The sequence below is a fragment of the Cedecea davisae genome (genome assembly GCF_044095835.1).
Lineage (GTDB): Bacteria > Pseudomonadota > Gammaproteobacteria > Enterobacterales > Enterobacteriaceae > Cedecea > Cedecea davisae.
The window spans coordinates 2,706,847-2,726,263 of sequence record NZ_CP172054.1 but is presented as its reverse complement, the minus strand read 5'-3'; the positions used below and the strand labels follow the sequence as shown (position 1 = coordinate 2,726,263).

The window sequence follows — 19,417 nt, the reverse complement described above, 5'->3', positions numbered from 1 at the left end:
TTAATAACGCCGGAGCCTGAGTGTGGAAAATAATGAAGAATGGCGGGATGAAATCATCGAGGTAGACGGTCAAATAGCGCTGCATTCGGTTAGCGATAAGTACGTTGAGCCGCTATTTTCACTGATCCAACGTAACAAAAACTGGCTGCAAAAGGCGATGAACTGGCCGCAGTTTGTCACAACCACTGAAGATACGCGCAAAACCGTTCAGAGCAACCTTATGCTGCATCATCGCGGTTACGCGAAGATGTTTATGATCCTCTATCGCGATGAGCTGGTAGGCGTATTTTCGTTTAACCAGATAGTGCCGACCGACAAAACGGCCTACATCGGTTATTGGTTAAGTGAAGATATGCAGGGGAAAGGTATTGTTTCTGCGGCGCTGGAAGCGGTTATCGGTAAATATTCCGCAGAGGGAACGGTGCGGCGCTTTGTGATTAAATGCATCGTCACGAATATTGCCAGCAATAGCGTCGCCACGCGCAATGGATTCACCCTTGAAGGCTGCCTGAGGCAGGCCGAATATCTGAACGGCGAGTTCCACGACCAGAATATTTACGGACGCATCGTCGACTAATCAGAACACGCCGTAAAAAGGCGAGCGGGTAATAAGCTGCTCGCCGTTGATATCCTTAATGCCGCGGATATGGATAAGCTCGTCGCCGCAGCCTTCCACGGCGGCGCGGTCATAAATCTGCACGTTGTTCTCAATCAGCACATTGCCCGTTAATCGGGCCTCACCATAAATGCGCACATTGTCATCCAGTTGGATAGGGCCGCCAGTCAGTGTCGCATCGCCAAAAACGCGCACACGATGCTTCAGCACGCAGTCACCTTCGATAACCGCATTATCATAAACCTGCGAGGAGTAGCGCACGGTGGGAATTTGGCTGTCGCCGAAACCGGCAACTATTTTGGCGCTGCCGAACACTTTGGCGCAGTCGCAGATCCAGACGTTATTTTCCTCGTTGCCTTCAATTATGGCGCGGTCATAAACCTCTGCCCGGTGCTCAATAAACGCGTTATTGACCCGTGCATGGCCATAAATTTGTGCCTGATGCACCACGCGAGAGGCGCTGAGCGTGGCATGGCCGTAGATCTGTAGCCGTAGCTCAGGGTCTTGCGTTAGCCCGAGCACGGCAATAATCTGGCAGCGGTTTTGCACGCGGGCGTGGTCGAAAATGTGGCACTCGCCGCTGATTTGCGAGTGCTCAATCCGCGCGTTGCCGCTAATTCTCGCTCCCTGGCAAATCTCTGACTCGCCCGTAACAAAGGCATTATCCTCAACGCTTGCGCCGCCCCAGATTTTGACATCCTCTTCCAGCCAGCAGTCGCCCGCCTGGCTGAGATTTCCCTCACTTTCCACCCAGCCGCCGCTTTGCCCGGCACGCACATCGGCAAAGTCGCGAAGCGCCTCGATTTGCCAGAGCCGGACTTGCTGGTTTTCCCCCCCCAGGCTGATAATCATGAAGCCGTGAGTCCTCGGTAAGACGGTATTTTTTCATCGCAGTTTCTCGCCGTTGCCTGATGATAAACGTAGCAGGAAAATCACCGGCGTAGCGTTCTGCCGGGGGATCGAATAAAATGCATTTAAAATACATTTTAAAAAATAAACAGAATGAATAAATCTTCTTCCGCCAGCTTTATCAATCTGCCCGCAGGTTACTTCGGCATGGTGCTGGGTATTATCGGGATGGGCTTTGCCTGGCGTTATGCCGCCACCATCTTGCCGGTGCCATCGGCCATCGGCGAAGCGCTGGTAGCTCTCGCCAGCGTTATCTGGCTGCTTCTTGCTGCCGCATTTATCACCCGCCTGGTGCGTCATCCTCAGAGCATAAAGGCAGAAATCTATCACCCGTTGATGAGCAGTTTTGTCAGCCTGTTTCCTGCTACCACTATGCTGGTGGCGATCGGCATTACGCCGTATTTTCGCCCACTTGCCGTGGCGCTGTTTGGCTTCGGTGCCGCGGTGCAGCTTTGTTATGCGGCCTGGCAGTCCGCCGGGTTATGGCGTGGCTCTCACCCCCAGGACGCCACCACGCCGGGGCTTTATTTACCCACGGTTGCCAATAACTTTATCAGCGCGATGGCAAGCGGGGCGCTGGGTTACCACGACCTCGGCATTATGTTTCTTGGCGCGGGCGTCTTTTCCTGGCTTAGCCTGGAGCCAGCAATTTTGCACCGCATGCGCAGCGCGGGTGAGCTACCTGCGCCGGTTCGGACTTCTCTCGGTATTCAGCTGGCTCCGGCCCTGGTGGCCTGTAGCGCTTATCTTGCGGTTAACGGCGGCGTCACCGACTTCTTCGCCAAAATGCTTTTCGGCTACGGCTTGCTGCAACTGCTCTTTATGCTGCGGTTAATGCCCTGGTATATGGCTCAGCCGTTCAATGCGTCCTTCTGGAGCTTCTCGTTCGGCATCTCGGCGCTGGCAACGACCGCGCTGCACCTGAGCCACGGCAGCACCGACGGCCTGTTCCGCATCATCGCTATTCCGCTTTTTATTTTTACCAATGTGATTATCGGCCTGCTGCTGGCGCGCACCTTTATCCTGCTGATGCAGGGAAAGCTGATTTTGCGCTCCGCACTGCCTGAGAAAAAGGATCTGTTATGACCGTGAAGTCTGAAAGCTACTACAGCGAAAAATATGGTTTAACCGCAACACACTCCGATGTTGTTAATGCCGCGACTATCGTACCGCCCGGTAAAGCGCTGGATCTTGGCTGCGGCGGCGGGCGCAACAGCCTGTATCTGAACCAGAAGGGGTTCGACGTCACCGCGTGGGATAAAAACCCGATGAGTATCGCCAACCTGAACCGGATTATCGAGACGGAAGGGCTGAGCAACATTGTTACCGCGGAAGTGAATCTCAATGAGCTGACCTTTGACGGCGAGTACGACTTTATTCTCTCCACCGTGGTGATGATGTTCCTTGAGCGCTCTACTATTCCGGGGCTGATCGCCAATATGCAGCGCTGCACGAAGCCGGGCGGATACAACCTGATTGTGGCGGCAATGGATACCGAAGACTTCCCTTGTACCGTCGGCTTCCCGTTTGCATTTAAAGAGGGCGAGCTGCGTAATTACTACGAAGGCTGGGAGCTGGTTAAGTACAACGAGGACGTGGGTCAGTTACATAAGACCGATGAGAACGGTAACCGTATTAAGCTGCGTTTTGCCACTATGCTGGCGCGGAAGGGATAAAGGTTAATCCTCAATCCCTCTTGCTCCGATCTCCGCGCCTCCGGGAGAGGGATTGAGTTCCCTCGCTCTTGTTCTGATCCCCTCGCCCCTTTGGGGTGTACATACCGGAGACATGGTGAACACTTGTTCGGGGACATGGTAGACACTTACAACTACGGCATAAGAACCCTCTTCCGGAGTCGCTTATGCCCTGGGATGCGAGAGATACCATGTCATTACGTCACGAGTTTGTTCACTTTGCCTCGCAGGACGGGGCTAACATCCGGGCGCTCTGTCGCCACTTCGGCATCGCGCCCGCCACCGGATATAAGTGGCTTTGCCGCTTTCTCGAGGCCGGACTTCCCGGCCTCGCTGACCGCTCACGGGCTCCCCATCATTCTCCCAACGCCACCGCCGCTCAGGTGGCTGACCTGTTACAGCAGGCACACCTGGCCCATCCCCGCTGGGGAGCCCGCAAGATTAAGGCCTGGCTGGAAGCGCAGGGGCACCACCTTCCTGCCGTCAGTACCGTGCACAACCTGATGCACCGTCACGGCCTGCTACCCGGTGTACCGCCGGGTATCCCCTCTGCCGGTCGCTTCGAACACGGCAGGCCGAACGCCCTCTGGCAGATGGATTTTAAGGGACACTTTCCCTTCGCCGGTGGGCGCAGCCATCCCCTCACGCTGCTGGACGACCACTCCCGGTTTTCACTCTGCCTGACGCACTGCGACAACGAGCGGCGTGAGACCGTGCAGTCACATCTGACAAAGGTGTTTGAGCGCTATGGCCTGCCGGAGAGGATGACCATGGATAACGGGGCGCCCTGGGGAGACACCACCGGGACCTGGACCGCGCTGGAGCTGTGGCTGATGCGTCAGGGTATCCGGGTGGGGCACTCGCGGCCTTATCATCCCCAGACGCAGGGCAAGCTCGAGCGTTTTCACCGCAGTCTGAAGGCGGAGGTTCTGCAGGGGAAATGGTTCACGGACAGCGACCAGCTCCAGCGGGTATTTGACCACTGGCGGGAGGTCTATAACTTTGAACGCCCGCATGAGGGACTGAATATGGCGGTCCCGGGTTCGCGCTATCAGCCTTCGGCCAGACAGTACAGAAGCGATGCTCCCGGGCCGGAGTACGATGACGGCGTGGCGGTAAGAAAAGTGGATATCAGTGGAAGCCTGAGCATCAGAGGTATCAGCCTGAAAGCGGGCAAAGCGTTCAGGGGAGAGCGAGTGGGGCTGAAGGAAAGCGGTGAGGACGGTTGTTATGAGGTGTGGTGGTACAGCACGAAAGTGGGAATGATCGACCTGAAGAACCGGTCGATCATCATGGGTAAAAGATGTTAAAAGGTGTTCACTATGTCCCCGAACATCTGTCTACTATGTCCCCGGAACGTACATGGGGAGAGGGTTAGGGTGAGGGGAAAACTACTTCGCCGCCAGCAGGCACAGTTTCAGCGCCACATTGTAAGAAGCCTCAAAAGCCCTCAGCGGCAAAAATTCAAACCGGGAATGGAAGTTATGCGCCCCGGTAAAGAAGTTCGGGGTTAACAGCCCTTTGGCCGACAGCGCCGCGCCGTCCGTGCCGCCGCGCATAGGGATAACTTTCGGCTCAATATCCAGCTCTTCGAGGGCGGCAAAGATCAAATCAATCGCCCGGCGATCTTCGGTAATAGCATTGCTGATGTTGCTGTAGGTATCGCTGATGCTGTATTCCACTCGCGCGGTTGGGTATTGAGCAGCAATTTTCTGTGCCACTTCGCCAATCTGCTGTTTGCGGCGCTCAAAGTTTGCCTGGTCGAAGTCCCGAATATTGGCCTTCAGCACCGCTTCGCTCTGTGAAGCCTGAATTCCGTTAAACCAGATATAACCCTCGCGGCCTTCGGTATGCTCCGGCGTCTGCTGGCGGTCAAAGTGGCTGATGTAATCCGTCGCCATTAGCAGAGGGTTTACCAGCACGCCTTTGGAAGACATCGGGTGGCTGGTCACGCCGGTAAATTTTAGCTCGGCGTGCGCGGCGTTGAAGTTCTCATAAACCACTTCACCCAGCTCACAGCAGTCAATAGTCCAGGCGAAATCCACGTCAAAACGCGCCAGGTCCAGCGCCTTCGCGCCGCACAGGCCAATCTCTTCATCCGGCACAAAAGCTACCACGATATCGCCGTGCTTATGCTCCGCCGTCAGGTTTTCCAGCAGGGTCATCACCACCGTTACCGCCGCTTTATTGTCCGCGCCCAGCACGCTGGTGCCGTCGCTAAAGATAATGTCTTCCCCTGGATAAGCGTTGATTTCCGGGTGTTCGGCGGTGCGCAGCCAGATGTTTTCTTCGGCATTAAGGCACAGGTCTTCGCCGCTGAAACGCAGGATTTGTGGATGGATATCCGGGGAGAGGCCAACGTCAACGGTGTCGATATGGGTGATAAATCCGATGCGAGGTGCGCCCTTCACGTTGCCTTTTTTCACGGCGGTTACCGTGGCGTGCTGGTCAATAACAATATCGTCCAGGCCGAGCTGACTCAGCTCTTCTGCCAGCAACTGAGCCATCTCATGCTGCCCCTGCGTGCTGGGCAGCGTGCCGGTGCGCGGGTCGCTCTGGCTGGTGACCGCCAGGTAACGGAAGAAACGTTGGGTAAGCTGGGCGCTGAGCGGCGAAGGCATAGTGTTTCCTTATTGTTCGATGTTGTTTGTTGGCAATGTAAATTTAATGTTATTTATTAAGGCGATTTGCACAAGCTTTATTCATTCAGGGTCAGGACAAACACCACAGGAAGATAGCGATGAGAACAAAGATTACAACGCTTGCGCTCGCCGTGGCGGCGCTCTCTTTAAGCACCGGCGTTGCCGCCAGCACGCTGGTTTACTGCTCGGAAGGCTCGCCGGAAAACTTTAACCCGCAGCTTTATACTTCCGGCACCAGCGTGGATGCCAGCGCGGTGCCGGTTTATAACCGCCTGGTGGACTTCAAAGTCGGCACCACCGAGTTACAGCCAAGCCTGGCGGAAAGCTGGGACGTGAGTGAAGACGGCAAGGTTTACACCTTCCACCTGCGCAAAGGGGTAAAGTTCCAGAGCAACAAATACTTCAAGCCCACGCGCGACTTTACCGCCGATGACGTCATTTTCTCGTTTATGCGCCAGATGGACCCAAAACACCCGTACCACAACGTTTCCAACGGCAACTACTCCAACTTTGAAAGCCTGGAGTTCGGCAAGTTAATTACCGCCATCGATAAAGTGGATGACAATACGGTTCGCTTCACGCTCGCTCACCCGGAAGCGCCGTTTGTTGCCGATCTGGGCTGGTATTTCGCGTCGATACTTTCCGCCGAATATGCAGACTCTATGCTGAAAGCGGGCACGCCCGAGCGCGTGGACTCCGATCCTATCGGCACTGGGCCATTTGAGCTGAAGCAGTACCAAAAAGATTCCCGCATTCTGTTTACCGCTTTCCCGGACTACTGGCAGGGCAAGTCGAAGCTGGATCGACTGGTATTTTCCATCACGCCGGACGCCTCGGTGCGCTATGCCAAGCTGGAGAAAAACGAGTGCCAGGTGATGCCGTTCCCGAACCCGGCTGACTTGCCGCGTATGAAGGAAAATAAAGACATTAACCTGATGCAGAAAGCGGGGCTGAACACCGGTTTTCTCGCCTTCAATACGCAAAAGCCGCCGCTGGATAACGTGAAGGTTCGCCAGGCGCTGGCGCTGGCCATCAACAAACCGGCGATCATCGAAGCTGTCTTTCACGGAACCGGCATTGAAGCAAAAAATCTGCTGCCGCCGGGCGTGTGGAGCGCGGACGATAAGCTGAAAGACTACGATTACGATCCGGAGAAAGCTAAAGCGTTGCTGAAAGAGGCTGGCTTTGCCAACGGCATGAGCATCGATCTGTGGGCGATGCCGGTTCAGCGCCCGTATAACCCGAACGCTAAACGCATGGCGGAGATGATTCAGGCCGACTGGGCGAAAATTGGCGTTACGGCGAAAATTGTCACCTACGAATGGGGCGAATACCTCAAGCGTGTGAAAAGCGGTGAACATCAGGCCGCGCTGATGGGCTGGACCACGGCAACCGGCGATCCGGATAACTTCTTCGGCCCGCTGTTTACCTGTACCGCGGCCAACGGCGGCTCCAACTCATCGAAGTGGTGCTACCAGCCGTTTGATAAGCTGATTATTGAAGCCCGCGCCGAAGGTAATCATGACAAGCGCGTGGAACTTTACAAAGAAGCGCAGCAGATGATGCACGACCAAATGCCGGCGGTGATGATTGCCCACTCAACCATCTTTGAGCCGGTACGCAAAGAAGTAACCGGGTATGAGGTTGATCCTTTCGGGAAGCATATTTTTTATCAGGTGGATGTGAAGAAGTAACTCAGGCAGGCTGCTTTTTCCCCTGCACGTTCAGAGAACGGTAAACGTGTCAGGGGGAATTATGCCATTCCCCCTGATTCCGGTTAGCCTGGACTACGCTCGCTAACCGCCTCTACCGGCGTAGCCGCCGCCGTCTGATTAGCCTGCTGTTCTTCGCGGAATTTCAGGTTATCCCATACCCGGAAGAACGGGTAATACATCACCAGCGAAATCGCCAGATTCACAATTTGCAGAATCGAGCCGGAAATGTGGCCGCCTGTTGCAAGATAGCCGCTGACGATAATCGGCGTGGTAAACGGCAGGGCGATACCGGCTGGCGGCGCGACCAGGCCGGTTGCCATCGCGGTGTAAGAAACGATGACCAGCACTACCGGCGTCAGGATAAACGGCACCACCAGGTACGGGTTCATCACCAGCGGAATACCAAATACCATCGGCTCGCTGATGTTAAACAGGCTGCCGGGTGCGGCGATTTTCCCAAGTTGCTTCATTTGCACGCTGCGGCTGCGGATAAGCATAAAGATAACCAGGCCTAACAGCGCGCCCGTGCCGCCCGGGGCAATCCACAGGTCATAGAACTGCTGGGTAATGATGTGCGGGATCGGCAGGCCGTTCTGGAAGGCTGCCAGGTTTTCTGACATGTTGGTCAGCCACACCGGGCGGATAAACACCAGTACGATGGTGTCTCCGTGCAGGCCCAGGGTCCACAGAATACCAATCAGAATAACCGAAACGATCATGCCCGGCAGAGAGCCGCCGATGTGGCTCATCGGGATGCCAACCAGGTCGGTAATCATGGTGTTAATATCGCCGAACGGTGTGGCTTCAACCAGCAGACGCAGCGCCAGCACGACCGCCAGCACGCAGAAGCCCGGCACCAGCGCGAGGAACGATTTTGCCACCGCAGGCGGCACGCCTTCCGGCATGCGGATAACCAGATTGCGGTTGCTGATAAAGCGGTAGATTTCGGTGGAAAGCAGGGCAACCAGAATCGCCACGAACAGCCCCTGACTACCAATTTGCCCCATCGGCAGCACGCCTTTTACGAACTCAGCAGGCCCGCCGGAAGGTGGCGTAAACATAATGTTCTGCGGAATTGTCATAATAAAGGCCACCAGCGACACCGCGCCTGAAGTCAGCGGATCGATGGTGCGGTATTTTTCGGCCAGGCGATAGGCGATGCCAAAGCTGGAGATTATCGCCATAATATCGTAGGTCGCTTTTACCGGGTAAAGCAGCTTGCTCTGCCAGCTGGCACCGAACAGGTCGCTCATCAACTGCGGGTAACCGGGCACCGGCAGGTAGGCAAAAATCAGGAAGAACGAGCCGATAAGCATAAACGGCATGTTCAGGATTATCCCGTCGCGGACGGAGAGCACATGTTTTTGCCCGGCGATCTTCAGCGCCACCGGCAGCACATATTTTTCAAGGAACGATTTTTTTGTAGACACGGTTACCCCTGTCCCGGCACGGGGCCGGGTATTATTGTTATTGGTCTGGTTTCCCGGCGAGCCTGCATAGCGCGCCAGCCGGGCAGCGGCGCTAGTTAAACTGCGGCAGCCATGCCTTATTACTTTCCAGCACTTCTTCAAGCAGCGCCTGTGCGATGTTGACGTCCGCCACCAGCGGGTTGGCAATCAGCGCCAGCAGCGCCTGTTGCTTATCGCCGTGGACGGCCGCTTCAATCGTCAGCCGCTCAAAGTCTTTTACCTGCTGCGTCAGGCCGTTCATCAGCGGCGGCAGCTTGCCAAACGCCAGCGGATGAGCGCCGAGAGCGTCTATCACGCAGTTGGTTTCGATAACCGCATCGTCCGGCAGGCCCTGAATCGCACCGTTATTGGCGGTGTTGACCACCATTTGCCTGCCGAGGTTGTTGTACAGAGCGTCGATAAGCTCCAGCGCCACCTCGGAATAAAATGAACCGCCACGCTGGCTAAGTTGCTCCGGCTTTTTGTCGAGCTGCGGGCTGGCGTAAAGTTCAAACAGCTCGGCTTCAACCTTCATTACCTGCTCGGCACGGGTGCCTTTACCGCTGGCAGCATCGGCCAACTCGTCTTTGAGCATGGTGCGGGTTTGCCAGAAATAGCGGTGATAAGGGCAGGGAATAGCCTTCAGGGCGCGCAGCAGCGCCGGAGGCCACGGAATGGCTTTGATGTTGTTCATCGACAGCTGCTCGCCGTCGCACAGCATTTCGATGACTTCGGCGGTGGCGTCCCGCCCATCGGCAATGACTTCGTGCACCCAAACCATGTGATTGAGCCCGGCAAAGCGCAGCGTCACTTTGTCATAAGGCAGTTTCAGCATGTCGGCGATGGTGTGGTGCATGGTCACCGGCACGTTACACAGGCCAACGATCTTCGCGTTGCTATAGCGGGACACCGCCTCGGTCACGATACCCGCCGGATTGGTGAAATTGATTATCCAGGCATCAGGCGCAAGGCGCTCCACGCGTTTAGCGATATCCAGCATCACCGGAATAGTGCGCAGCGCTTTGGCAAAACCGCCGACGCCGGTGGTTTCCTGGCCCAGCAGCTCGTGGCTTAATCCGAGGCGCTCGTCTGCGGCGCGCGCGGGCAACTGGCCAACGCGCAGCTGGGTCAGCACAAAGCTGGAGCCGGAAATTGCGGTATCCGGATCGAAGTGAACCGAAACTTTTACCTGCTCCAGCCCCTTATTAGCGAACATGCGGCGGGCAAGGGCGGCGATAATCTCTACTTTTTCGCGCCCGGCTTCCACGTCCACCAGCGCCAGCTCCGTCATCGGCAGGGCGGCGTGGCGCAGGATCAGGCCTTCAATCAGTTCCGGGGTGTAGCTGCTGCCCCCGCCCACAACGGTAATTTTCATCTCTCTCTCCCGGGCCGGTCAGGCCATTAAGGTGATGGCTTTATCCAGCACGCGGTCGCCGCGCATGGTGCCGTAATCCATCATGTCGATAACCGCGACTGGCTTACCAAGGGGGGCAGAAAGCTCGGTCAGGCGAGCCAGTTCGAACTGCACCTGCGGGCCAAGCAGCACCACGTCCGCGCTGGAGAGGTGGCTTTCAATCTCGGCGACCGACACGGCATCAATCTGCACATCCAGGGCGCGCTTCGACGCCTCTGTGCGCATTTTTTGCACCAGCATGCTGGTGGACATTCCCGCGGCGCAACACAACATGATCTTTTTCATTACCTTTCCTCTCAAAAATGAAAACCTGTTTCAAACAACAGCGCGTTTATTCAGCATGTATGAAAATTATTTTCATGACCGTGATCTGCGTTGGATTATTGATTTCCTGAATAGCAAAGCACTTTGAAGAAGAATGCTGTATAAGTGGGAAAAGCCTTGCGGTAACCGCGCCACGGCAATTGAAAAATAATTTCAAAGCACTATGATGACTTATCAACCCGTGACGCAGACGCAAGGAACCCATACCGCGATGGATATTGTTTATCACCTGGTCCACGGGTTAGCCGACTCATCTCCCCAGGAAACTCGCCTGGCCCGCTTTTTCCTGGAAAACTTCTTCCAGTTACCGGACGCCAGCATGGAACAGCTGGCTGCCAGGGCAGGCGTAAGCCAGGCGACGCTACAACAGTTTGCCCGCACCATCGGCTGTAGCGACATGAATGACTTCCTAGGCCAGGTTCGCCACCAGCGTGACGACAGCCGCGTGCAGCAGGCGCTGACTGCACCGTCTCAGGTTCTGGGCGACGCGGCCTGGGTGGATCACGAAACTCTGCAATATCTCGCCAACCGTGGCGGCGTGGCAAAGGACGTGCTGGAACGTTTTTCTCATTCCATCGGGCGGGATAGCGATGGTGACATCATCATGCGCATCCGCCAGCGGCTTGCGGAGTTCAGCCAGCAAGAGTCCAGGGTTGCCCAGGCGATACTTGACGATCCCGGTTTCGCCGCATCGGCAACCATCGATCAACTGGCCCAGGCCGCAGGCGTTAGCCCTGCAACGATTACCCGTTTTGCGCGGGCGTCGGGCTGCGACGATATACGCGACCTGCGCATGAAGCTGGCTCAGGCCAGTACGGCACTGCCGGGTAGCGGGCTGTCATCACGCTGGCAGCAGCGGCTAAACGGCATTCAACAAACGCTGAACCAGCAGCTGGAAACGCTCCAGGAGCCAGCGGTTACCCGGGCGATAGCGCTGCTTAAACGCGCCAACGCAATCCATATCTTTAGCGCCGGAGCGGCGGACACGCCTTTCGCCAGCCTGCTGCAATACCGGTTGTTAACCCAGGGATTGCCGGCGAGCGTCTGCTCTGACCCGGCGCTGATGAGCTTTACCGCCTCAATGTTAAATAGCGGCCAGGCGATGATCGTCCTTGCCAGTTCGGTGCCGGACGGGGCGTTGCTGGCTGCGGTACAGCAGGCCAGAAAGCAGGGGGCGGAAGTGATTATGGTCACCAGCGATCCGGACGCGATCGCGCATGCCAAAGATATTCTGCTATCACCCGGCGACGGTCGCTACGGCTCGCTGCTGATTATTGATTTACTGTGCGACGGCGTAGCCGCCGGGCCGGAAGCGAGCGGTGGCTCTGAGTTTTAAAATCAAAGCAGCATTACCCACACGAGGAATGTCGTTTTTTGCTATACCTGAAAGGCTTATACCAACTAACAGGGATCAAACGATGCGTACCACAACGTGTTTTAAAGTTGCTTGTCTGGCAGGATTGTTAGCGTTGGCGGGGTGTGCTTCAAAAACCACCGCGCCGGAAAAATACTCTGGGTTTTTAAAAGATTATTCCGGCCTGCAGGAAACCAAATCCGCGACCGGGAAAACGGTTATGCGCTGGGTTGACCCGAATTTCAAACCGGCGAATTACGACAGCCTGGTTTATAACCCGGTAGTTTATTACCCGGTTCCAAAACCAACGACGCAAATAGGCCAAAAAACGCTGGACGGTTTGCTGGCTTATACCAACACCAAACTAAAAGCCGCGGCGCAGCAACGTAAGCCGCTGGTCACCACGCCTGGCCCGCATAGCCTGATTTTCCGCGGGGCCATTACCGGCGTGGATAGCAGCAAGGAAGGGCTACAGTTCTATGAGGTTATCCCTGTTGCCATGGTCGTAGCGGGCACGCAGATGGCTACCGGCCACCGTACCATGGACACCAATCTTTACTTTGAAGGCGAGCTGATTGACGCCGCAACCAATAAACCGGTGCTGAGAGTGGTGCGTAAAGGCGAGGGCAAAACGCTCAATAATGAGAATGCCAAAGTGACCGTCGATACGCTGAAACAGGTTGTTGATGGCCTGGCAACGGATGCCACAATGTTTGACGTTCCGAATAAATAATCGCTTTAATTCAGACAAAAACCGCAGCTCATGGCTGCGGTTTTTTTATTACGCCAGCTTTCTGCGCCACGGCAGCCACTGCTCGGGTTTGGCAAACATCACCAGGTTACCCACCAGAATCATCACCAGGCCGAGCACAGCGTTAACGTGCCAGACGTAACCTTCGTAAACCGTCGATAGCGAAAGCGCCACCAGCGGGAACAGCAGCGTGCTGTAGGCCGCCTGGCTCGCGCCGATGCGGCCTACCAGCGTGAAATAGGCACCAAAGGCGATAACCGAGCCGAAAATCGCCAGGTAGAGCAGCGAGCCGATATAGCGCACGCTAAAGTCGGGCATAAATGACTCTCCGCTTGCCAGCGCTACTAACCCCATAATGGCGGTGCCGTAAAACATTGCGTAGGTGTTGGTGGAGAGCGTTTCCAGGCCACGGCTCTGATGGCGGGCGCTAATCATATTGCCGAGCGAGAACCCGAAGGTGCCGAGCGCGCTAAGGCCAATGCCAATTAATAGCGAAGGCGCAAGCTGGGTAGCGACCAGATCATGCCAGAACAGGGCAATAATCCCCGCTATCCCCAGAGCTGCCGCAGGCAGAACGCGTGGTGACGGCTTTTTGCGGAAGAACAGCATATTGTTGAAGGCGTTAAACAGCACCGCCATCGAGAAGATGACCGACTCCAGGCCGGAACTGATATAGGCCGCAGCGTGATAAAAGCAGAAGAAGTTAAAGCCAAACACGCACGCGCCCTGCAACACGCAAAACAGATGATCTTTAAGCGCTATACGCTTCAGGCGGCCCAGCGCCAGCAACGTAACCAGCATCACCGCGGCCGCTACGGCAAAGCGCCAGAAAATGGAAACAGGTACGGACACCACTCCCTGTTGCATATAAATAGCAATCCAGGTGGTTCCCCAAATCACCACCACCAGAATATAAAGCAAAGCGTTCATTGAATTTCTCATTAGTCCAGAGCAGGGGATGAGTATCAACCGCTGCTCTTAAAAGCGCTTTCACCCACCTGCGGGACTTGCATATTCTTGCGGTTTTTTTTCATCGTGATGCTGGCGGCTAAGATGCACAATCCCTAAACTAACAGGCATGTTCCAGAAGCCAAATTCCCCTATGACCGTGCCTTATCACGCCTTCGAAACGCTGCAAAAGCACAAAGCCCGCCTGAACGGTAGCGTTCAGCTTGGCTCCGGTATTCAGCTTGCGGCCTGGTCGAACGGCGACGACTGTATTACCCAGCGCAGCGATCACCACACGCTCAGCCTGTACGTGACTGAGGGGTATGAAACCTATCAGAAAACGGCCTCCGGCTGGCGCAACGGCGGAGGACCGGATCGTTTCTGCATCATGCCGGAAGACAGCGAGTCAACCTGGGACGTGAGGGATGAGTTCTCGTTTGTCCATCTCTACTGTACGGACGCACACCTGCGGGATATTGCCGAACAGATTTGGGAGCGCAGTCCGGCGGGGATTAATCTCGATGAAAAAACGTTTGCCGACGATCCGCGAATAACCCAGCTGTATCGCCATTTTCTGCTGAGCAGCGACTGGCAGCAACGAGCCAATCATCTGACGTTAAGCACCGCTTCAACGCTCTTGCTGACGCATCTTGTGCAGCACTACAGCAGCGTACAGTGGAAGCTGCCGACGGTTCGCGGCGGGCTGGCACCTGCGGCGTTACGCAACGCTCAGGCCTATATCGAGCAGAATATTAGTGAATCGCTGACGCTGGGCGAACTTGCTCAGCTCGCAGGCCTGAGTGAATATCACTTTGCCCGCATGTTTAAGCAGTCCACCGGCCTTGCGCCGCACCAGTACGTGATGCAGCGCAGAATGGCGAGGGCGGAGCAGCTGGTACGCCACGGACAGTTGCCGCTGACGGATATCGCCATGGCCTGCGGGTTCAGCTCGCCAAGCCATTTCAGCAACCGCTTCAGGAGCGTATTCGGCGCAACGCCTTCACAGCTACGCGCGCTTAAATAGCGAAAACGCCGTATAACAAACTCCCCCGGCAACCAGCCCCCAGAATGCCGAACTCACGCCCAGCAGGTTCACGCCGGATGCGGTGACCAGAAACGTCACGATTGCCGCATCCCTTTCGCGCTCGTGGCTTAGCGCCTGATGCAAACTCCCGGCGATGGTGCCCAACAACGCCAGTCCGGCAAGAGTATGGATCCAAGCCAGCGGCAGCGCGGTGAGCAGCGCTGAAATCGAACCGCCAAAGATCCCCGCAATCAGATAAAACACCCCGGCGGCCGCGGCGGCCATCCAGCGTTTGTCTTTATCAGGATGCGCTTCACCGCTCTGGCAGATGGCTGCGGTAATGGCCGCGATACACACGGAAAACACGCCAAACGGCGCAAGCAGCAGAGCGATTGCGGCGGTAACCACCATCAACGGTGAAACGGGGATATTGTAGCCGGACGCCTTTAGCGTCGCCACGCCGGGTGCATTTTGCGAAGCCATCGTCACCAGGAAGAAAGGAACGCCGATGCCCAGCAGGCTGGTAAGGCTGAACGCGGGCGCGGTGAATTCGGGGATAACCACGGAAACCGGAACCGCGTTGGCATTAATCTCGCCGCCGACAAGGCAAATTGCCAGCCCGGCAAGCATTGCCGCCACTACGGCATAACGCGGTGCAAATACCTTAGCCAGCAGCCAGGCCAGAAACATACTGCCGCTCAACAAAAAGTGACCCTGTAACGAAGTGAAGGCATCAAGCCCGAAGCGCAGCAGCACCCCGGCCAGCATTGCCGCCGAAAGCGTAGGAGGAATAACGCGCATCAGCCGTGCGAATAGCCCTGTCGCGCCGCAAATCAGGATAAGCAAAGACGCAAAAATAAATACGCCAACGGCTTCGTTAAGGCTGGTGCCGGGCAGGCTGGTAGCCAGCAGCGCCGCGCCGGGCGTTGACCATGCTGTTAGAACCGGCACGCGATACCAGAGCGTAAGCGCCAGGGTACTGACGCCCATTGCAATCCCCAGCATCGTCAGCCAGCCGGCTATCTGGTGGGCATTAGCCCCTGCGGCGTCGGCGGCCTGCCAGATAATAGCGGCCGAACTGGCGTAGCCGACCAGCACGGCAACAAACCCGGCCAGCACGGTGGGTAGCGGAGGAAAGGAAAGACGCATGATGTTCTCGCTTGTGCGTTATAACGTCCGGCGAATATAACATTGTGCGCTATAGCGCACAAGGCGCTATACTACGTCGCCAAAGGAGAGCGATATGGATATAGCATTACATCTGGCTAATACCCTAAAAGGCCTGCGCCAGGCGCGGGGCTGGAGCCTGACTCTTGCCGCCGGGAAAACCGGCGTTTCGAAAGCGATGCTCGGGCAGATCGAACGCAATGAATCCAGCCCGACGGTGGCGACGCTCTGGAAGATAGCCACAGGCTTTAACGTGCCGTTCTCGGTATTTCTTGAGGCGGAAGCCGCGCCCGCTCGCCCGGTATTTGATCCGCAGCAGCAGAATATGGTGGTGGTGCCCATTTTCCCTTATGACCCGCAGCTACGTTTCGATCATTTCTCTATCCGGCTTGCACCGGGGGCGCTTAGCGAGTCCTCCGCACACGACCACGGCGTGGTGGAGCATGTGGTGGTAATTACTGGCGAGCTGGAGATGAAAATCGACGGTGAATGGCGGCTTTTACGCGTGGGAGAAGGGGTTAAATTTCACGGTGACCGACCTCATGCATACCGCAATCCCGCTGCCGATGAGGCACATTTCCATTCGCTGATTCACTATCCGGCGACGACGGCGTAACGTCTCTTTTTTGCACTATTTTGCATGAGCGGAATCATCTCCGGATTGGCATAAACGGTTGTAAGCAGAAGAGATAATCTCTGTGAGCACAGTTATGTTCCGTTCACCGGGAATCTGTTTTCCCTGCACGTTCCGCGAACGGTGAACGTGTCAGGGGAAATTCCGCCATTCCCCCTGACAACCCCCGGCGCCCGGCGAGCTCATCGCCGCTGAAGCGGTAAACCCCCGGCTATCACCCAAACATTCGGGGTCGTTCGCGATCCGTTCCCGACGATCGCTCTCTTTCGCTGCTCCCGGCAGCTCCACCCCGACTGAGTTGGGTCAAAGCCGGGGACGATGAGAGCCGGGAACAAGGGCATCGCTGCGAGACTTAAAGCAACACTGACTTTCAGAATGGCTGTGGGATTAAAGTTTGGCACTTATTCCGGCTTAAATCGCCTCCGTTTTCTCTCCGACTGACCAGGGTCCGGACGCCGGGAGCGGGCGGAGGCTGTGAGCGTCGGGAACGCATCTCAGCCGACCCAGGGCTGGGAGATAAAACGGAGGTTTACCGCTTGCGGCGATTTATCTCGCCGGGAGTCCGGGGTCTCGGGGGAGTGACGGTGACTCCCCTGAGACGTTCACGGGTGCCGGAGCTACATAAGCAGCGGGATATTGCGTGAACAGAACCGTCGCCGATCCCGCATAGATGATATTTATGGCCTGGAGACAGTGTTCTTGCGCCGGGGAAGTGACTACAATACCCGCCTTTCGACTATTACAGAACACGACAAACTATGCGCCTGCACGCGAATCAACTTGAATTACTCAGCCCTGCCCGTGATACCGCCATCGCCCGCGAAGCCATTCTTCATGGCGCGGATGCGGTTTATATCGGCGGGCCTGGCTTTGGCGCACGCCACAACGCGGGGAACAGCCTGCAAGACCTGGCTGAACTGGTGCCGTTTGCCCACCGTTATGGGGCGAAGATCTTTGTCACTCTGAACACCATTCTGCATGACGACGAGCTGGAGCCTGCGCGCTCGATGATTATTGACCTCTACGAGGCCGGTATTGATGCGCTTATCGTTCAGGATATGGGCGTGCTGGAAATGGACTTGCCGCCGATTGAGCTGCACGCCAGTACCCAGTGTGACATTCGCAGCGTGGAAAAAGCGAAGTTTCTCTCCGATGCGGGCTTCTCGCAAATCGTGCTGGCGCGCGAGCTGAACCTGCAACAAATTGCCGCTATCCACCAGGATGTTGACGCGACGATTGAATTCTTTATCCACGGTGCGCTGTGCGTGGCGTATTCCGGGCAGTGTAATATTTCCCATGCCCAGACGGGGCGCAGCGCGAACCGCGGCGACTGTTCTCAGGCCTGCCGCCTGCCGTACACCCTGAAAGATGACCAGGGCCGCGTGGTGGCTTACGAAAAACACCTGCTGTCGATGAAAGACAACGACCAGAGCGCCAACCTTGCGGCGCTGGTGGACGCGGGCGTGCGCTCCTTCAAGATTGAAGGCCGCTACAAAGATATGAGCTACGTGAAAAACATCACCGCTTATTATCGCCAACTGCTCGACGAGCTGATGGAAGGGCGCAGCGACCTGACCCGCGCCTCTGCGGGCGTGACCTCCCACTACTTTATTCCGTCGCCGGACAAGACTTTCCACCGCGGCAGCACCGATTACTTTGTTAACGAGCGTAAAATCGACATCGGCGCGTTCGACTCGCCGAAGTTCGTGGGCCTGCCGGTGGGCGAAGTGCTTAAGGTCAGCAAAGATCACCTCGACGTTAACACCACCGACACGTTAACCAACGGCGACGGCCTGAACGTGCTTATCAAGCGTGAAATTGTCGGTTTCCGCGCCAATACGGTGGAAAAAACCGGTAAAAATCAGTACCGCATCTGGCCAAATGAAATGCCGGATATGCTGAAAAAGCTGCGTGCAAATCATCCGCTCAACCGCAACCTTGACCATAACTGGCAGCAGGCGCTGCTGAAAACCTCCAGCGAACGTCGCGTGGCGGTGGATATTGAACTGAGCGGTCACCAGCAGCAGCTGGTGATGAAGGTAACCAGCGAAGAGGGCGTCAGCGTTACGCAAACCCTCGACGGCCAGTTTGACGTTGCCAATAATCCGCAGAAAGCCTTCGACAGCCTGCGTGACGGCCTCACCAAACTTGGGCAGACCATGTATTCTTCCCGCGCGGTGAACATTATGCTGGCCGAAGCGCTGTTTGTGCCGAACGCCCAGCTCAACCAGCTGCGCCGCGATGCTATCGAGCAGCTAACCGAAGCGCGTCTGCAAAGCTATAAGCGCGGCAGCCGCAAACCGGTTAGCGTTCCGCCGCCGGTCTACCCGGACAGCCACCTCAGCTTCCTGGCAAACGTCTATAATCATAAGGCGCGTGAGTTCTATCACCGCTATGGCGTGCAGCTGATTGACGCCGCCTACGAGGCGCACGAAGAGAAGGGCGAAGTCCCGGTGATGATAACCAAACACTGCCTGCGCTTCGCCTTTAACCTGTGCCCAAAACAGGCGAAGGGGAACATCAAGAGCTGGAAGGCAACCCCGATGCAGCTGGTGCACGGTGACGAAGTGCTGACCCTGAAATTTGACTGCCGTCCGTGCGAAATGCACGTCATTGGCAAGATGAAAAACCACATTCTGAAAATGCCGCTGCCGGGAAGCGTAGTCGCCTCCATCAGCCCGGATGAGTTAATGAAAACGCTGCCGGGCAAGGCAAAACGTTAATCATTACCTGAATATTTCAAACCGCTCTCCGTGAGCGGTTTTTTTTTAATCAAT

General features: G+C 56.3%; 17 protein-coding genes. 10 read left to right on the top strand and 7 right to left on the bottom strand.

Going from position 1 to position 19,417, the window contains the following annotated elements; genetic code table 11:
* Window positions 1-22: 22 nt before the first annotated feature.
* On the top strand, window positions 23-577 hold the full coding sequence (gene rimL, locus ACG1VR_RS13025) for a 50S ribosomal protein L7/L12-serine acetyltransferase (RefSeq protein ID WP_016536188.1): 555 nt from the start codon (window positions 23-25) through the stop codon (window positions 575-577).
* Here the strand turns inward: rimL and ydcK are convergent, their stop codons facing one another.
* Window positions 578-1,468, bottom strand: a complete 891-nt coding sequence (gene ydcK, locus ACG1VR_RS13020) for a YdcK family protein (RefSeq protein WP_395489005.1) — start codon at window positions 1,466-1,468, stop codon at window positions 578-580.
* 150 nt (window positions 1,469-1,618) lie between these two features.
* Here ydcK and tehA point away from each other — a divergent pair, with 150 nt between their 5' ends.
* From tehA to ACG1VR_RS13005, 3 genes are all read left to right on the top strand, one after another.
* The gene (gene tehA, locus ACG1VR_RS13015; protein ID WP_395489004.1) at window positions 1,619-2,611 is read left to right on the top strand and encodes a dicarboxylate transporter/tellurite-resistance protein TehA; all 993 of its coding nucleotides are present in this window, start codon (window positions 1,619-1,621) and stop codon (window positions 2,609-2,611) included.
* Window positions 2,608-3,201 (top strand): tellurite resistance methyltransferase TehB, encoded by a 594-nt coding sequence (gene tehB, locus ACG1VR_RS13010; protein ID WP_227317567.1) that lies wholly within the window; start codon window positions 2,608-2,610, stop codon window positions 3,199-3,201. The genes tehA and tehB overlap by 4 nt, the downstream gene beginning before the upstream one ends.
* Before the next feature lie 185 nt (window positions 3,202-3,386).
* Window positions 3,387-4,529, top strand: coding sequence for an IS481 family transposase (locus tag ACG1VR_RS13005; protein ID WP_395488908.1), 1,143 nt, complete (start codon window positions 3,387-3,389; stop codon window positions 4,527-4,529).
* An 81-nt stretch (window positions 4,530-4,610) separates the two neighbouring features.
* On the opposite strand, the gene pepT is transcribed toward ACG1VR_RS13005, so the two are convergent.
* Window positions 4,611-5,840 (bottom strand): peptidase T, encoded by a 1,230-nt coding sequence (gene pepT / locus ACG1VR_RS13000; protein WP_395489003.1) that lies wholly within the window; start codon window positions 5,838-5,840, stop codon window positions 4,611-4,613.
* Window positions 5,841-5,959: 119 nt separating this feature from the next.
* On the opposite strand from pepT, the gene ACG1VR_RS12995 reads away from it, so the two are divergent.
* The gene (locus ACG1VR_RS12995) at window positions 5,960-7,555 is read left to right on the top strand and encodes an ABC transporter substrate-binding protein (protein ID WP_016536193.1); all 1,596 of its coding nucleotides are present in this window, start codon (window positions 5,960-5,962) and stop codon (window positions 7,553-7,555) included.
* A gap of 83 nt (window positions 7,556-7,638) precedes the next feature.
* Here the strand turns inward: ACG1VR_RS12995 and celB are convergent, their stop codons facing one another.
* The 3 genes from celB to ACG1VR_RS12980 form a co-directional block, all read right to left on the bottom strand.
* On the bottom strand, window positions 7,639-9,006 hold the full coding sequence (celB, locus tag ACG1VR_RS12990) for a PTS cellobiose transporter subunit IIC (protein WP_016536194.1): 1,368 nt from the start codon (window positions 9,004-9,006) through the stop codon (window positions 7,639-7,641).
* Between the two features lie 91 nt (window positions 9,007-9,097).
* The gene (locus tag ACG1VR_RS12985) at window positions 9,098-10,399 is read right to left on the bottom strand and encodes a 6-phospho-beta-glucosidase (protein ID WP_395489001.1); all 1,302 of its coding nucleotides are present in this window, start codon (window positions 10,397-10,399) and stop codon (window positions 9,098-9,100) included.
* An 18-nt stretch (window positions 10,400-10,417) separates the two neighbouring features.
* Window positions 10,418-10,723: a PTS sugar transporter subunit IIB gene (locus ACG1VR_RS12980; protein WP_395489000.1), complete on the bottom strand. Its 306-nt coding sequence runs from the start codon at window positions 10,721-10,723 to the stop codon at window positions 10,418-10,420.
* Between the two features lie 250 nt (window positions 10,724-10,973).
* On the opposite strand from ACG1VR_RS12980, the gene ACG1VR_RS12975 reads away from it, so the two are divergent.
* A complete protein-coding gene (locus tag ACG1VR_RS12975) occupies window positions 10,974-12,098 on the top strand; it encodes a MurR/RpiR family transcriptional regulator (protein ID WP_395488999.1) in 1,125 nt (374 codons plus the stop codon).
* A gap of 82 nt (window positions 12,099-12,180) precedes the next feature.
* Complete coding sequence (locus tag ACG1VR_RS12970; RefSeq protein ID WP_039898172.1) at window positions 12,181-12,849, top strand: DUF3313 domain-containing protein; 669 nt, start codon at window positions 12,181-12,183, stop codon at window positions 12,847-12,849.
* A 48-nt stretch (window positions 12,850-12,897) separates the two neighbouring features.
* Here the strand turns inward: ACG1VR_RS12970 and ACG1VR_RS12965 are convergent, their stop codons facing one another.
* Window positions 12,898-13,797, bottom strand: coding sequence for a DMT family transporter (locus tag ACG1VR_RS12965; protein ID WP_395488998.1), 900 nt, complete (start codon window positions 13,795-13,797; stop codon window positions 12,898-12,900).
* A 172-nt stretch (window positions 13,798-13,969) separates the two neighbouring features.
* Here ACG1VR_RS12965 and ACG1VR_RS12960 point away from each other — a divergent pair, with 172 nt between their 5' ends.
* Complete coding sequence (locus tag ACG1VR_RS12960) at window positions 13,970-14,839, top strand: helix-turn-helix domain-containing protein (RefSeq protein WP_395488997.1); 870 nt, start codon at window positions 13,970-13,972, stop codon at window positions 14,837-14,839.
* Here ACG1VR_RS12960 and ACG1VR_RS12955 read toward each other — a convergent pair.
* Window positions 14,822-15,988, bottom strand: coding sequence for a benzoate/H(+) symporter BenE family transporter (locus ACG1VR_RS12955; RefSeq protein ID WP_395488996.1), 1,167 nt, complete (start codon window positions 15,986-15,988; stop codon window positions 14,822-14,824). The two genes, ACG1VR_RS12960 and ACG1VR_RS12955, sit on opposite strands and share 18 nt — an antisense overlap.
* Window positions 15,989-16,082: 94 nt before the next feature.
* Between ACG1VR_RS12955 and ACG1VR_RS12950 the strand changes: the two genes are divergently transcribed.
* Complete coding sequence (locus ACG1VR_RS12950; protein WP_395488995.1) at window positions 16,083-16,622, top strand: helix-turn-helix domain-containing protein; 540 nt, start codon at window positions 16,083-16,085, stop codon at window positions 16,620-16,622.
* A 776-nt stretch (window positions 16,623-17,398) separates the two neighbouring features.
* Window positions 17,399-19,363 (top strand): U32 family peptidase, encoded by a 1,965-nt coding sequence (locus ACG1VR_RS12945; RefSeq protein ID WP_016536206.1) that lies wholly within the window; start codon window positions 17,399-17,401, stop codon window positions 19,361-19,363.
* The last annotated feature ends 54 nt before the right edge of the window (window positions 19,364-19,417 follow it).